The 13,169-nt window shown below is 53.6% G+C and carries 13 protein-coding genes; 11 read left to right on the top strand and 2 right to left on the bottom strand.

All coding sequences use genetic code 11. From position 1 onward, the window contains the following. Nucleotide 1 precedes the first annotated feature (1 nt). The 11 genes from pgsA (at nucleotide 2) to smpB (ending at nucleotide 9,325) form a co-directional block, all read left to right on the top strand. Nucleotides 2–1,318, top strand: a complete 1,317-nt coding sequence (gene pgsA / locus AC1EKS_RS05500) for a CDP-diacylglycerol--glycerol-3-phosphate 3-phosphatidyltransferase (RefSeq protein ID WP_481009097.1) — start codon at nucleotides 2–4, stop codon at nucleotides 1,316–1,318. 177 nt (nucleotides 1,319–1,495) lie between these two features. Next, nucleotides 1,496–1,816 carry a helix-turn-helix domain-containing protein gene (locus AC1EKS_RS05495; protein WP_481009127.1) on the top strand — a complete coding sequence of 107 codons (321 nt, stop codon included), beginning with the start codon at nucleotides 1,496–1,498 and terminating at the stop codon, nucleotides 1,814–1,816. Between the two features lie 4 nt (nucleotides 1,817–1,820). Further along, nucleotides 1,821–2,102, top strand: coding sequence for a DUF3046 domain-containing protein (locus tag AC1EKS_RS05490; RefSeq protein ID WP_481009096.1), 282 nt, complete (start codon nucleotides 1,821–1,823; stop codon nucleotides 2,100–2,102). A gap of 284 nt (nucleotides 2,103–2,386) precedes the next feature. Beyond that, complete coding sequence (gene recA, locus AC1EKS_RS05485; RefSeq protein WP_481009095.1) at nucleotides 2,387–3,460, top strand: recombinase RecA; 1,074 nt, start codon at nucleotides 2,387–2,389, stop codon at nucleotides 3,458–3,460. A gap of 20 nt (nucleotides 3,461–3,480) precedes the next feature. Further along, nucleotides 3,481–4,065 (top strand): regulatory protein RecX, encoded by a 585-nt coding sequence (locus tag AC1EKS_RS05480; RefSeq protein ID WP_481009094.1) that lies wholly within the window; start codon nucleotides 3,481–3,483, stop codon nucleotides 4,063–4,065. A 30-nt stretch (nucleotides 4,066–4,095) separates the two neighbouring features. Next, nucleotides 4,096–4,575: a CinA family protein gene (locus tag AC1EKS_RS05475; protein WP_481009093.1), complete on the top strand. Its 480-nt coding sequence runs from the start codon at nucleotides 4,096–4,098 to the stop codon at nucleotides 4,573–4,575. 41 nt (nucleotides 4,576–4,616) lie between these two features. Beyond that, a complete protein-coding gene (gene prfB, locus AC1EKS_RS05470; protein ID WP_481009092.1) occupies nucleotides 4,617–5,738 on the top strand; it encodes a peptide chain release factor 2 in 1,122 nt (373 codons plus the stop codon). Nucleotides 5,739–5,841: 103 nt separating this feature from the next. Beyond that, entirely contained in the window at nucleotides 5,842–6,534 is a 693-nt protein-coding gene (gene ftsE / locus AC1EKS_RS05465; RefSeq protein WP_481009091.1) for a cell division ATP-binding protein FtsE, read from the top strand. A gap of 8 nt (nucleotides 6,535–6,542) precedes the next feature. Next, nucleotides 6,543–7,457, top strand: a complete 915-nt coding sequence (gene ftsX / locus AC1EKS_RS05460) for a permease-like cell division protein FtsX (protein WP_481009090.1) — start codon at nucleotides 6,543–6,545, stop codon at nucleotides 7,455–7,457. A 2-nt stretch (nucleotides 7,458–7,459) separates the two neighbouring features. Continuing rightward, nucleotides 7,460–8,779, top strand: a complete 1,320-nt coding sequence (locus AC1EKS_RS05455; RefSeq protein WP_481009089.1) for a M23 family metallopeptidase — start codon at nucleotides 7,460–7,462, stop codon at nucleotides 8,777–8,779. 30 nt (nucleotides 8,780–8,809) lie between these two features. Next, nucleotides 8,810–9,325, top strand: coding sequence for an SsrA-binding protein SmpB (gene smpB, locus AC1EKS_RS05450; protein WP_481009088.1), 516 nt, complete (start codon nucleotides 8,810–8,812; stop codon nucleotides 9,323–9,325). 137 nt (nucleotides 9,326–9,462) lie between these two features. On the opposite strand, the gene AC1EKS_RS05445 is transcribed toward smpB, so the two are convergent. Together AC1EKS_RS05445 and AC1EKS_RS05440 are read right to left on the bottom strand one after the other, a co-directional pair. Next, the gene (locus tag AC1EKS_RS05445) at nucleotides 9,463–9,711 is read right to left on the bottom strand and encodes a WhiB family transcriptional regulator (RefSeq protein WP_481009087.1); all 249 of its coding nucleotides are present in this window, start codon (nucleotides 9,709–9,711) and stop codon (nucleotides 9,463–9,465) included. A 184-nt stretch (nucleotides 9,712–9,895) separates the two neighbouring features. Next, complete coding sequence (locus tag AC1EKS_RS05440; RefSeq protein ID WP_481009086.1) at nucleotides 9,896–13,150, bottom strand: FHA domain-containing protein; 3,255 nt, start codon at nucleotides 13,148–13,150, stop codon at nucleotides 9,896–9,898. Between the last annotated feature and the right edge of the window lie 19 nt (nucleotides 13,151–13,169).

The raw sequence follows: 13,169 nt of genomic DNA, 5'->3' as shown, positions 1-13,169 counted from the left end.
GATGGAAAGCAAAGAGAAACCCGTAGCTTCATCGGACAAATGGTGGAGACTGATTCCGAACGCGCTTACGATTGTGCGCATTGTCTTGGTGCCAGTCTTTATCGCTTTGATGGTTATGCAGCATTTGCGCGGTTCGGTATCCCTGCTGATTGTTTCGTTGGTGGTATTCTGTATAGCTTCCTATACCGACCATTTAGACGGTAAACTGGCTCGCCGCTGGGAAGTGGTGAGTGATTTTGGGAAACTAGTTGACCCCATCGCCGATAAAGCTCTGATGATTTCGGCTTTTGTTTTGCTTTCCCTGTTCCAGAACCTGTGGTGGTGGTTTACTGCAGTCGTTATTTTACGCGAGGTTGCGGTTACACTACTGCGGATGTATCTGCTGCGTTCGGGCGTGGTTCTGCCGGCCTCTAAGGGCGGGAAAATCAAGACCAGTTTGCAGATTTTGATGGTGTTCTTATGGATGTTAGCGGGGATTTGCTACCCGTTTAACGTTCAGCTGGGCATCATCATTATGTATTTGGCAATTGCGGTTTTGATCGCCGCCTTCGTGGCCACTGTGCTTTCGGGGATGGTTTACTTCCTGGACGCCCATGACAATCACAAAAATTCGGATAATGCCACTGATAGCGCTGATCAGGCGGCAGAAAAGGATTCGGTAACTAGAGCCGAAACGGATACGAAACAGCTCGGTAAGGCTGAGGAAGATGGCGCCGCTGAAGACCGAGAAGACCGAGAGGAAAAAACTTCCGGTGCCTCGTCCTCTAGCCTAGAAGCTGGAAGCGGTCAGGAACCCGCTGAAGATGCTGTAGCTTTGAAAAAAACCTGGGAACCGCGCTCCCAGCGTGCCTCCCGGCGGGCTAAAAACAAGGATCAGGAAATCGAAGACTCCCGCCCGGCAGATAGTCCGGTCCCGGAACCGGAAGAAACCGGCTCGCAAGATTCTAACGAGGATTCCCCGGTAGCCTCTAAGCCCGATACTCCCGTTAAAACTTCCGATGAGGACGTGATGGTTACGGAGAAGGAAAACGAGGGCGGACACCATGCCCCCTTCCCTTCGCGCCGGGAGCGCCGGGCGCAGCAAGCCCCAAAAGCAGACTCTAGTGATACCGACCTAGATAACAAGAAAGAAGATAGTGCCGATACCTGGGATCGCCGTTCGCGGGTAAGTATTCCGGATCTGTCGGCGGCCAGCGCTAGCCCCACGCCCGACCCCACCCCAGAACCGGCGGGTGAAAGCCCAGAGCCAGAAGTGGCTGGACAGGAATCCCGGTTTGCAATGACGCGTTCGCAGATGCGGCGGAAAAATAACAAATGATTGAAAGCCAGGTAGGTCACGGGGGTGTGAACACTGGCACTATTTATCGGTAAGCGGAATGAAGCTTGCGGACGTGGTGTTGGAACGAGTGTGAAGGCAAAAGAGTATCAAAGGATACCGGCTCGGGCTGCTCAAGATAATCAATCTAGGCGCGGGCAGCAGATAGGGGGATATGCTATGGATATGCGAGAAAAAGACGCAGGAAATAAGACTATGTTGCTACGCGAAGAGATCGGGCAAGTACTGCGGATGGTGCGCCGTTCCCAGGGGCGTACTCTGCGGGAAGTTTCTACCAGCGCCCAGGTATCTTTGGGATATCTGTCCGAGGTTGAGCGGGGACAAAAAGAGGCCTCCTCGGAACTCTTGGCTGCTATTTGTAAAGCCCTCGAGGTACCGATGGCGATGGTGCTGCGGGAAGTATCTTTGCGAGTGGCCGTGGCCGAAGGATTATCGGTGCGCCGCCAGGTACCGGAAGTACCGGTTCATTCGGTAGTCTAGCCTGGTGAAACGCTCTGAATTCGACAACGCCCTGAAAGCTGTCTTTGGGCAGGCTTTCGGGGCGTCACTACTTTCTGATCTTTATTTACCGGATCTGCATGCTACTCCGGCAGAAGCTTTAGCGCAGGGAAAAGACCCGCAGCAGGTTTGGGATTTATTACTGGTGCAAACCGATAGTGACCCCGACTTGCGTTTTATTCACCGCGCTGACCGAAGAACTTTAAATGAACTAATGCGAAAAGGGCTGCTCAGAGGGGATACTGGCGCCTCTAGCGCCGATAGGTAGGTTAAGGACTGCCCCGGATTATTGGTAAGGGTCAGCGCTTTGCTGCTGCCTTCATCGCCGTTTTTATTATTCCCCGGTGTTTCATTTGTCGAACATCTGTTCGCTAGGTAGAGTTGTACCCAGACGCGCAGTCAGTGATATTTCCTCAGGGGATTATCGCCAAACTGTAAAACGTATTTGGCCGTACGTAGCGTTGGCTTGGCTCCTCGGAGAGGGGAATCCCAAGTCAGGAAAACCAGGCCAGCCTATTAATCGTTCGGAGAGAACCAGAGAGGATCGAAACCATGGCAAAAAAGACCGCAAAACGGCAGGTAAATGCAGGCGGAAATCGCGAGCAGGCGCTAGACATGGCGCTGGCGGCAATTGATAAGCAGTTCGGAAAAGGCTCAGTGATGCGCCTTGGGGAAAACACCCATCGTCAGGTAGAGGTCATCTCTACTGGTTCAGTAGCTCTAGACATTGCCCTAGGGGTAGGCGGCTTGCCGCGCGGGCGCATCGTAGAGATTTACGGCCCGGAATCCTCGGGTAAAACCACGGTGGCTCTGCACGCGGTAGCGGCGGCGCAAAAAGCTGGCGGGAATGCGGCATTTATCGACGCCGAGCACGCCCTCGACCCCGAATACGCCAAGAAGCTCGGGGTAAACACCGACGAGCTGCTAGTTGCCCAGCCAGATACCGGGGAGCAGGCGCTAGAAATCGCCGATATGCTGGTGCGTTCCGGGGGCATCGATATTTTAGTTATCGACTCGGTAGCCGCTCTGGTTCCCAAAGCGGAAATCGACGGAGAAATGGGTGATTCCCATGTAGGCTTGCAGGCTCGGTTAATGAGCCAGGCCCTGCGGAAAATTACCGGCGCGCTGTCCGCCACCGGCACCACCGCGATTTTCATTAACCAGCTGCGGGAAAAGATCGGGGTTTTCTTCGGGTCTCCCGAAACCACCACCGGCGGTAAAGCCCTCAAGTTCTATGCCTCAGTCCGGATCGATGTGCGCCGCATCGAAACCTTGAAAGACTCTTCGGGACCGATTGGTTCGCGCACCCGGGCAAAAGTGGTAAAAAACAAGATGGCGCCGCCTTTTAAGACCGCCGAATTTGACCTGATGTATGGCGAGGGGATTTCTCGCGAAGCCTCCATAATCGATTTGGCCACCGATTTGGGAATTATCCGCAAGTCAGGTGCCTGGTACACCTATGAAGGCGACCAACTGGGACAAGGCAAAGAAAACGTGCGGCAATATCTGAAAGATAATCCGGAACTTGCCAATGAAATCGAAGAGAAAATTCTAAAAGCGGTGGGGATTATCGCAGAAGAAGATGCTGGGACCGCTGAGGAAGCGGCTGACGAGAACGCGAAGTAGGGGACAGTCAACCAGGCAAGATGGTTAAATATCTCGATCCCGAAAGTGATTTTGGGGCCCCTCGCCGTCGGAAAAAAAGTCCAGATCTGGCGGCGAGGCGGCAAAAAAATGCGGAGCTTCCTGCCGAGGAAGCCTTAGCGGCGGCGCGAGAAGCCGCCTTGCGGGTGCTAGATCGCACTGCTGCCTCCAGTTTCCAGATTCGTCAAAAACTCACCAAAGCCGGCTTTTTACCGGAGATTGCCGAAGAAATCGTCAATCGCTTTGGTGAAGTGGGGCTGCTAGATGACCGGGAATATGCGGCGATGCTGGTGCGGACTCGCTTTCAGGAACGGGGATTAGTGGGCAGAGCCTTACTTCAAGAATTAAATCGGAAAGGGATTGCCTCTGACCTGCAACAAGAGGCACTCGCGCAGATCACCCCGGAGCAAGAGGCAGAAAGTGCCCAAATGCTAGCGGAAAAGAAGGCGCGCTCCCTCCATAATGTTTCCTACCCCCAGGCAATGCGGAGAATCGGTTCTTTTTTGGCGCGTAAAGGATATTCGCCCAGCCAGTGCCGCGAGGCTACCCGGCAGGCACTTACCAATATGGATTTTGAAACCGAATAGGGGCGAGGGCGCTCGTGCCATGATGGAACTATGAATCAAGAACTAGATGCGCTGGCGCGCCGGCTGCAAGAAATATTGCGCGAAAAAAACTACACGATTGCCTGTGCGGAATCTTTAACCGCCGGGCTGGTATGCGCTACCCTCTGCGATATTGCGGGTGCCTCCAAGGTAGTAGCCGGGGGAGTCACCACCTACCAAACTCGCACTAAGAGCGAAGTCTTAGGGGTTTCGCGTTCTCGTTTACAGGATACTGGCGCGGTAGATCCGGTGGTGGCTGAACAGATGGCGCAAGGAGTCGCGAAATTATTTTCCGCGGACGTCGCCCTCGCCACTACGGGAGTGGCTGGCCCTGGCAGCCAGGACGGTCATAGCGCCGGTACCGTGTTTATTTCGGTTACTACTCCTGCCGGGGGAGCAACCACGGAACTATCTTTATCGGGCGATCGCAATCAGATTCGCCTGCAAACGGTGGCGGCGGTGTTAGAGCTGGCTATCGGGGCTTTAAGTTAAGCACTTATTCACCGCAGAGTTTCCTCGGGTAACCTAGAAGCGTGGCATACGATTACGAAGAGCAACTCGCTAAGGCGCAAACTACCCTAGGGAAGATCCGGGCGGTCACCGATCCCGAAAAGCTAGGCGCCCAGATAGCAGAGCTGGAAAAAGCCAGCGTTGACCCTAATCTTTGGGATGATCCCGAGCATGCTCAGCAAGTAACTTCCCGGCTTTCACACCTAAAATCCCGGCTTGACCAGGTTGAACGGCTAGATCAAAGTGTCGAGGATGCGATAACTCTCAAGGCGATGGCGGCAGAAGAACTGGGAAGCGATCGAGAAGAAGTGCTAAGTGAGCTGCGCGCTCTGCTAGAAAAGTTAAATAAAGAACTAGCCGACCTGGAAGTGCGCACTTTACTTTCTGGGGAATATGACGAGCGCCGGGCAGTGGTTACTATCCGCTCCGGAGTGGGGGGAGTCGATGCCGCAGATTTTGCGGAAATGTTACTGCGTATGTATCTGCGTTGGGCGGAACGCCACGGCTATCCCACCCAGGTGATGGACACTTCCTACGCGGAAGAAGCGGGCATAAAATCGGCAACTTTCCAGGTAGATGCGCCCTATGCCTATGGCACGTTATCGGTAGAGGCAGGAACCCACCGTCTGGTGCGGCAAAGTCCTTTCGATAACCAGTCGCGACGGCAAACCTCTTTTGCGGCGGTCGAAGTTATCCCTTTGATCGAATCCGATGACCATATTGAGATTCCGGAAGCTGATTTGCGGATAGATGTGTTCCGCTCTTCGGGCCCGGGCGGGCAATCAGTAAATACCACCGACTCGGCGGTGCGGATGACCCATATTCCCACCGGCATCGTGGTGAGTATGCAAAACGAAAAATCCCAAATCCAGAACCGGGCGGCGGCGCTGCGGGTTCTGCAGTCCCGACTATTGCAGCTGCGGCACGAGGAAGAACAGGCGAAGAAAAAGGAACTCGCCGGGGAGGTAAAAGCCTCTTGGGGGGATCAAATGCGCTCCTATGTGCTACATCCTTACAAGATGGTGAAAGATTTACGTACTTTAGAGGAATCTTCGCAGGTAGATTCGGTGCTCGATGGGGATATTGACACTTTCTTGGATGCGGGGATTCGCTGGCGAAAAGCCCAGGAAGAAAGTGAGAACTAGCACGTCAACGCGGTAAGCGTCCCCTAATCGGCGTGTAAGCAACAATGCTTGGTCCTCAGGCGCTAAGTTGGTCAGTGCCGGAAGCTTCCAACATGGGGGATGCATGATTACTTTTGACGACGTCTCGATGGTTTATAAGCGGAGCGCTCGCCCCGCGTTAAACCACGTGAGCACCAATATCGAACGGGGAGAGTTCGTGTTCCTCGTAGGTAAATCGGGTTCCGGGAAGTCCACTTTCCTGACTATGATTTACCGAGAAAACAGTCCCACTGAAGGTACCGTGACGGTGCTGGGCAAAGACGTTGGCAAACTCTCGCGGTGGAAAGTTCCGAAGTTACGGCGCCAAATCGGCACGGTGTTTCAAGATTTTCGCCTGCTCGATAATAAATCGGTGGAGGCAAATGTGGCCTTAGCGATGCAGGTGATTGGTCGTCCTCGCCATGCTATAAAAACAGAGGTACCAGAGGTTTTGTCCCTGGTTGGTCTGGAGGGTAAAGAAAAACGGCTACCCTATGAGCTTTCTGGTGGCGAACAGCAGCGGGTAGCGATCGCCCGGGCTATGGTCAATCGCCCGGAGATTCTACTGGCAGATGAGCCCACTGGAAATCTGGATCCGAAAACTTCTCTTGGAATTATGCTCCTGCTGGACCGGATTAACCGCGCGGGTACCACGGTGGTGATGGCCACTCATGATGAGGAAATCGTCAATCAGTTGCGCAAGCGAGTAATTGAGCTGGTAGATGGGAAAATCGTGCGCGATCAGGATCGCGGCGTGTATGGATCGAGTCGGAGCTAGGAGAAAAAATGCGTTTGCGGTTTATCCTCGGCCGGGTATTTTCTGGCCTGGGGCACAATATGGCGATGACCATTTCGGTAGTGCTGGTGACCTTTATATCTCTACTGTTCGTGGGGGTGGGTGGCCTCGCCCAGATGCAGATTTCCGCTATGCAAAAGGAATGGTACGCCAAGGTGGAAGTGAGCGTATATATGTGCGCTCAGGACGATCAGGTAGCTAACTGTAATGGGCAAAAGGCTACTGAGCAACAGATTAAAGATGTGCGCGACGAGTTGGAGCGAGGCACTTTAGCTTCCTATGTGGACCATTACGATTTTCAAGACCATGACCAGGTGTATGCGGACTTTCAAAAGCAGTACGGGGACACCACTTTAGGGGAGGCCACTAAACCGGAGATGCTGCCGCAAGCCTTCCGGATAAAAATGAAAGACCCTTCCCAGTACGAGATTGTGTCTGCTCAGTTGGAGGGACAACCAGGGGTAGAACAGGTTCAGGATCAATCACAGCTGGTAAAACCGTTAATGAATCTGTTTAGCCAGGCAAGTCGGATTTCTTGGGGATTAGCGGCGGTGATGGCGATTGCGGCGATCCTATTGATTGTTACTACCATTCGCCTGTCGGCCATGTCGCGGCAAAAAGAAACCGAGATTATGCGTATGGAGGGTGCCTCCGGGTTGTTTATCCAGCTGCCTTTCATGATTGAGGGCGCGCTGTGTGCGCTCTTGGGAGCCTTGCTGGCTTGTGGGGCTTTGTTTGCGGGCGTGAAATATTTGGTGCAGGGTTGGCTACAAAAGACTATTCCCTTTATCCAATTCGTGAATTTACGCGAGGTCGCGGTTTTGTCAGGCATTATCGTGGCCGCGGCATTGGTACTTTCGATTATTGCTTCCCTGGCTTCTCTAGCTAAATACGCGAAGGTGTAACCATGGTTATTAGGAAACGTTTAGGAAAAATCCTCAGTACCGCTTTTCTAACGGGAGCATTAGTTTTGGCGGGTACTGCCGGTACCACGATGGCTTCCGATCGGGCGAAAGAAACGGAACAAGAAAAAGCTGCCTCCACTAAAGCGGCCCAGTTGCGGGCGTCTTTAGAGGACGTGAGTGCGGATTTGGCTCAGTCGGTGATCGCCCTGGAAAACACCAAGGATGCGCAAAAGAGCGCCCAGGGTGCCTATGACGAGGCAGTTCGGGTGCAGTCTAATGCGGCGCGTGAACAAGCACAGGCACAAGACCAGTTGGAGGTGGCTAGTGCCCAGCTAAACCGGGTTGAAAAAGCTTTGGCGGCATCGCAGAAAAAAGAGAGTGAAAACCTAAGCAATATTGGGCGGGTGGCTCGCGAAACCTACACTAACCCGTCTGTTGGTGGCACTTTTGATTTCTTTATTTCCGATAAGAACAGTGGCGATATCAGCACTTATGCGCGGAATGCGCAGCTGGCTGCCCAGTTGCAATCTGATTCTTTAAAAGATGTGCAAGATCAGATAGTGGAGCAAAAAAACTCGCAGATGGAACAGCGCGAACTGACGTCTGAAGTTCGCAAATTAAAAGAGCAGGCGGATGCGGCTTTACAAGCAGCAGATAGCGCTAAGAGTTCTAAGCAAGCGAAGCTTACGGAATTGAATCAAGCTGTCCAGGAAAAGAATAAGCACGAGGCCGAATTGGCAGCAAAGAAAGGCGAGATCTCCAAGCAGCTCGAACAAGCCGAAAAGGAGCAGCAGGCGGCACGGGAACGGATTGCGCAGATTGATGCTCAGAACCGTAGCGCGCAAGCTGCAGCCAAAGCGAAAAATAACAGCAGCTCCACTGGCGGAAGCGCCGGCAAGAGTGGTGCCGGTTACACTTCAGGGGGAATCTTTCAAGCACCGATTAAAGGCGCTATAAGTCTTACTTCTCCCTTTGGTTACCGGATTCATCCGGTGACGGGGCAGCGGCGTCTGCATATGGGCGCAGATATTCATGCTGCCTGTGGGCTGCCACAGTATGCAGCTGCTAATGGCACCGTGGTTTCTACCCGCTATGAAGGCACTGGGGGAAACACGGTCACTATTAACCATGGGATGCTAGGAGGAAACTCCTGGATCAGTGTTTACCGTCACATGACACAATTTGCTACTAGTCCCGGAGCGCGGGTTTCCAAGGGGCAACTTATTGGTTATACCGGTGCTACCGGTAGGGTTACTGGCTGCCATGTGCATTTTGAACTGTGGAAGAACGGCTCAGTAATAAACCCCATACCCCTGCCGTAGCTATCTATCATGCGGTAGCGTAGGAACGCTATGAGTAAGAAAGATAAGGGTCTGGTCACCATCACCGGCAGCAAGACGGGGGTGCAGATGATCGCACGCAATAAAAAGGCGTTGCATGACTTTTTTATTGAAGAAACCTATGAGGCCGGGTTAGTACTCACCGGTACCGAGGTGAAATCCTTGCGGATGGGCCGGGCTTCTTTAAATGAATCTTGGGTAGAGATTGATCGCGGTGAGGCCTGGCTGCAGCATGCTCATATCCCCATGTATATTAACGGCACCTGGTCAAACCATTCCCCGCTGCGCAAACGGAAACTATTGCTACACCGGCGGGAAATCGACAAGTTGGGTGGGCAGGTGCAGGCCAAGGGCCACACTATCGTGCCTTTGGAACTGTATTTTTCTAATGGGCGGGTGAAAGTGAAAATTGCGCTTGCCCGGGGCAAACAAGAGTGGGATAAACGGCAAAGCCTGCGCGAACAGCAAGACAAACGAGAAGCTCAAAGAGCCATGAAGGACTGGAATCGGCGCGCTCCCCTCAATTAACATGTTCCCCTCAACTAGGGTGGGGCTCCGCTGTAGGGCCCCCTTAAGCAGGGTTAAGTTAACGTGGGAAAAGCAAAACAATAACTCTCTGCCTCCCCATAAGGAAAGAAGACAGAGAGTTACTACGTAGATTTCAGTTAGTAGGCGCGACGGGCACGGGCTTTGCGTCTCCGCATGCTGCGACGCTCATCTTCGCTTTTGCCGCCCCATACCCCGGCGTCCTGGTTATTATCTAGCGCCCAAGCTAAGCAGACTGACTCTACCTCGCAGCGCGCACAAACTATCTTAGCGCGCTCGGCCTGGGCAATAGCCGGGCCGGTGTTTCCGATCGGGAAGAAGAGTTCCGGGTCCTCGTCTAGACAGGCTGCGCGTGAACGCCAATCCATCTGCGTCTCCTTTTAAGGTTAATAATAAGTGTCAAGTTTGCGGGTAACTGCCCGCAGAGAACGCTGTCTTCGCGGGCAGCACCTTTGCTACTCTCCATTTTTTTAGTTAACGGCAGATAAATCAAGGGTTTTAACAGCTCAGAGCTGGTTTTTTGCGTGCAACGTGTCACAAAAGGCCGAAACTTTAGTGAAGTTTAGAAGAAATAGGCAATTGGATGGCTAAACCTTTACCTTCTTTGATGAGGATTCCGCGTCCGGGAATTAAACCGATTTGATCGGGAAGCGCCTCGCAATCCATCCCCTTCAGAAAAGGACGACACTGGGAAGCACTGCCTAAAACAATCAGCCGCGCCCGCTGCCGCAACTCGGCCAGAGGACCAGAAAAAGTAGTCTCCAGGATTTGCGGACTTACGCTGGCAATCAGCGGTGCACTCTTAGTCTGAGTCGGCGGCGGACGAAGCGGAGGCGATAAGTCTGTTTTCGGCTGGAGACCAGGGGAATGGATCACCCCTGCATCCGGGGTGAGGCGTGGATCGTGGGCACGCAAGTCTTCAATTACTTGATGGTCAGGCAATAAACCAGCAAGGAGGTGAACGGCATTGGTTTTTCCGCTGCCATTTTCCCCGACTATCAACCAATCTCGCGACAGATCGGACTCCTCTAGGCATACCGGTCCTTTTAATCCGAAGGCAAAAATTTTTCTTGCCCCCTCCTTATCGGTGGGCTTTGGGAGGAAAAATTGCTTAGGAAGGCGATGAAGACGCAGGCGAGGAGTAGTTAAGAATCTATCTGGCTGGGGGGTAGGTACCGCCGCTGCCCGGAAGGGGGTGGCTTCTCGACTGGGCGCAAGTACGAATACTCCCACCCCACTAATCTGTTCTAGTACCCGGGGAGTAAAGCCAGCTTGGGCTGCTTGCACGCCGTCGCGAATCCCGCCCACGATCTGGGTTTTCAGTCCTTGAAATAGGCGCAAAGATGCTCCCGACGGCCCCGAAACGATCAACAGTGAAAATCCTAAGGCTTCACTTTGTCGACAGAGTCCGGCTAGTAAATCAGTGCCGCTTAACGGACCGTAGGCGCGTTCCAGCGAGTCCAACAGATCCTCACAATCATCAATAATCAAGGTCCCGGATAGGTGGCCTCTACTCGCATGTTCCAGCAGTTCCAAAGCAACTTGAGGGCTGGTAGCAATAGTTCCCGGCCAAGTTTTTTCATGCTCGGCATTAAAAGAAGCACCAAAAAACTCTTTCGCGTCGCGGCAAATTACATGGATCTCCTTACCGCTATTTGCCAGTTGCAATGCCAACATTAATGCCAGGGAGCTTCTTCCGGACCCCACCGAACCTACCAGGTGCAGCGAAAACGGTAGGGGAACCAGCAAGGGAGCGGTGCATTGGCGGCGAGGATAGTCCCCCAAACCCAAAACTACCTTTTCTTCTGTCCTTGGCAGCTGTGACAAAGCAATGCGAGGGGGCAAGGGAGGAGCCCAAGGAAGACGGGGCAAGCAGGGAGGATTCCAGGCGGTGCGGCACAGCTGAGCCAGTTGTTCTGCCTGCTGCGGTCGCGCAATCCATCCAAATTGCACCAGTTTTCCGCTGGCGTCGGTAGCTGATTTTATCCAGGAGCGTCCCGGAATGGCGGGCAATTGCGCGCTGCGGCCGTCTCCCAACACATCCCCAGAATCTGCTGCCTCTAGCACCCGTAAACAAATTCGCAGGCCCATATTCGACTTGATTTGCCCGTCGACTATGCCCGCAGGACGTTGGGTAGCTAAGATCAGATGGATTCCCAGGGAACGTCCTAAAGTCGCTAAGCGAATTAGGGAATCAAGTAAATCCGGGTGATCGGTGGCCAGGACTCGAAACTCGTCCACCACCACCACAATCCGGGGATGGGACAGCAGTTTATGCTGCTCCCGGTATTTTATCTCGGCACTCAGTGACAAGATAGCGCGTCTGGTTAATGCCGGCTCTAGATCCGTTAAAATTCCGAGCACGTGCGGTAAGGCCCGTAATTTTCTAAAAGCGTCCCCGCCTTTATAGTCCACCAGCACATATTGCAATTTGCTGGGCGGGTGAGATAGGGCCATCGACAGCAGCCAGGTGGTTAGCGCCACCGATTTTCCGGCACCGGTAGTGCCTGCCAGTAACGCATGGGGACCATCCTTAATTAAATCCAGATAGCTGATGCCTGTGCCGTCGTGGGCCACCGGGGATTGCAGCGACCGGGAACATTGCCAGTTTTCATGAATCTTAGCCAGGGGATTATTACCTCTGAAAAGTTCGGGCCATAGTTGCTCAAAGAAAACTTGATCTGCTAGTTCATTCGCTGATTTAGCAGTGCAAGCCTGTGAGAGCAGGCGGGACCATTCCTGGCTTGGTAAATCCGCGTGAGACGTGGCGCGGCGATGGGTGGGCACTTCCTCAATCCGGTTAGCCCATACCGGCGCCTGTCCGGGAGTTTTTGCCCAAGTGACCCAAATATCTTCCCCGCAGCCGCCCGGAGTTTGGGAAGGTGAAATCACCAGTACCCGCGGAAGGCGGGGTTTATTTTTCTCGGTAGCGGGATCCGGATAGTTCTGTACCTCTCCCGCATACTGGTTGCTATCTTCCCCCTTATTATCTGAAAGCTTCGTAGGGTGATCGCGCCCTTCAGAGAATAGATCTGGCTCTGCGAGCCGTAAATCTAGGTAATAGGCAGTCTCCTCCTGCCAAGCCAGCTGCGCCGCCCACCATAGCGACCGCTCGCGGGCATAGTTGCCAGTAAAACAAATTTTATCTCCTGCTTTGCTGCGCACCACCCGGTGAGGACTAATCCAAGCGCCTACCGCGACTCCTTCACCGCCAAAACGCTGCGAGGAGGATGGGGGACGTTTGGGCTGGCTAGCAACTAGTAATAGCTGTGCGGGACTTACGGGGCGAGGACGGCGATACAGCCAAACCGCTAGCCCCGAGATCGCGATCCCAATGAAAAGAGTTATGCCCCATAGGCGCGGGATCCGGAGCAAGGAGATAAGCGAGAGCGGCAAGAACAGTAACATTGGCAAAAATAACCATTGCCGCCACGACCCAAGTTGCGGCTTGGGGCGAGGACGGGCAACCCGGAGGGCACGAGGACGAGAGGAGACTTTCAGAACTGTGTTTCCCGCCCTAATCCGAGAAGAGGTGCCAATCTCTTGCTCGCCGCGAATCCGGGAAAAGTAGGACGGACGGTGTCCGCGAAAAGTGCCGTTAGCCGAATCCAGGTCCCGCACCTGCAGCTTTCCATCCTTAGAGATAAATAACAGATGCTCGCGAGATACTGCCGGATCATGCAAGTGGGCACGTCCCACCGGGCAGTAAGAGCCGACAAAAGGCAGCACTAACCCGGCGGCGGGGCCGCGCTCTACCTGTAAATGACAAGGGGCTCCCAGGGCTTGCCGTACCGATTTCAACTCCACTTCGCCAATCTAACTACCG

This window comes from Varibaculum sp. C0165D1 (assembly GCF_056590355.1).
The sequence above is the reverse complement of the archived record's forward strand: the minus strand, read 5'-3'. Positions and strand labels throughout refer to the sequence as shown.

Excerpts from the sequence above, each read along its gene's own strand:
- ftsX (WP_481009090.1), top strand. The coding sequence starts at position 6,543 with ATGCGTTTGCGGTTTATCCTCGGCCGGGTATTTTCTGGCCTGGGGCAC.
- AC1EKS_RS05475 (WP_481009093.1), top strand. The coding sequence starts at position 4,096 with ATGAATCAAGAACTAGATGCGCTGGCGCGCCGGCTGCAAGAAATATTG.
- AC1EKS_RS05455 (WP_481009089.1), top strand. The coding sequence starts at position 7,460 with ATGGTTATTAGGAAACGTTTAGGAAAAATCCTCAGTACCGCTTTTCTA.
- AC1EKS_RS05480 (WP_481009094.1), top strand. The coding sequence starts at position 3,481 with ATGGTTAAATATCTCGATCCCGAAAGTGATTTTGGGGCCCCTCGCCGT.
- recA (WP_481009095.1), top strand. The coding sequence starts at position 2,387 with ATGGCAAAAAAGACCGCAAAACGGCAGGTAAATGCAGGCGGAAATCGC.
- AC1EKS_RS05445 (WP_481009087.1), bottom strand. The coding sequence starts at position 9,711 with ATGGATTGGCGTTCACGCGCAGCCTGTCTAGACGAGGACCCGGAACTC.
- AC1EKS_RS05495 (WP_481009127.1), top strand. The coding sequence starts at position 1,496 with ATGGATATGCGAGAAAAAGACGCAGGAAATAAGACTATGTTGCTACGC.
- smpB (WP_481009088.1), top strand. The coding sequence starts at position 8,810 with ATGAGTAAGAAAGATAAGGGTCTGGTCACCATCACCGGCAGCAAGACG.
- ftsE (WP_481009091.1), top strand. The coding sequence starts at position 5,842 with ATGATTACTTTTGACGACGTCTCGATGGTTTATAAGCGGAGCGCTCGC.
- pgsA (WP_481009097.1), top strand. The coding sequence starts at position 2 with ATGGAAAGCAAAGAGAAACCCGTAGCTTCATCGGACAAATGGTGGAGA.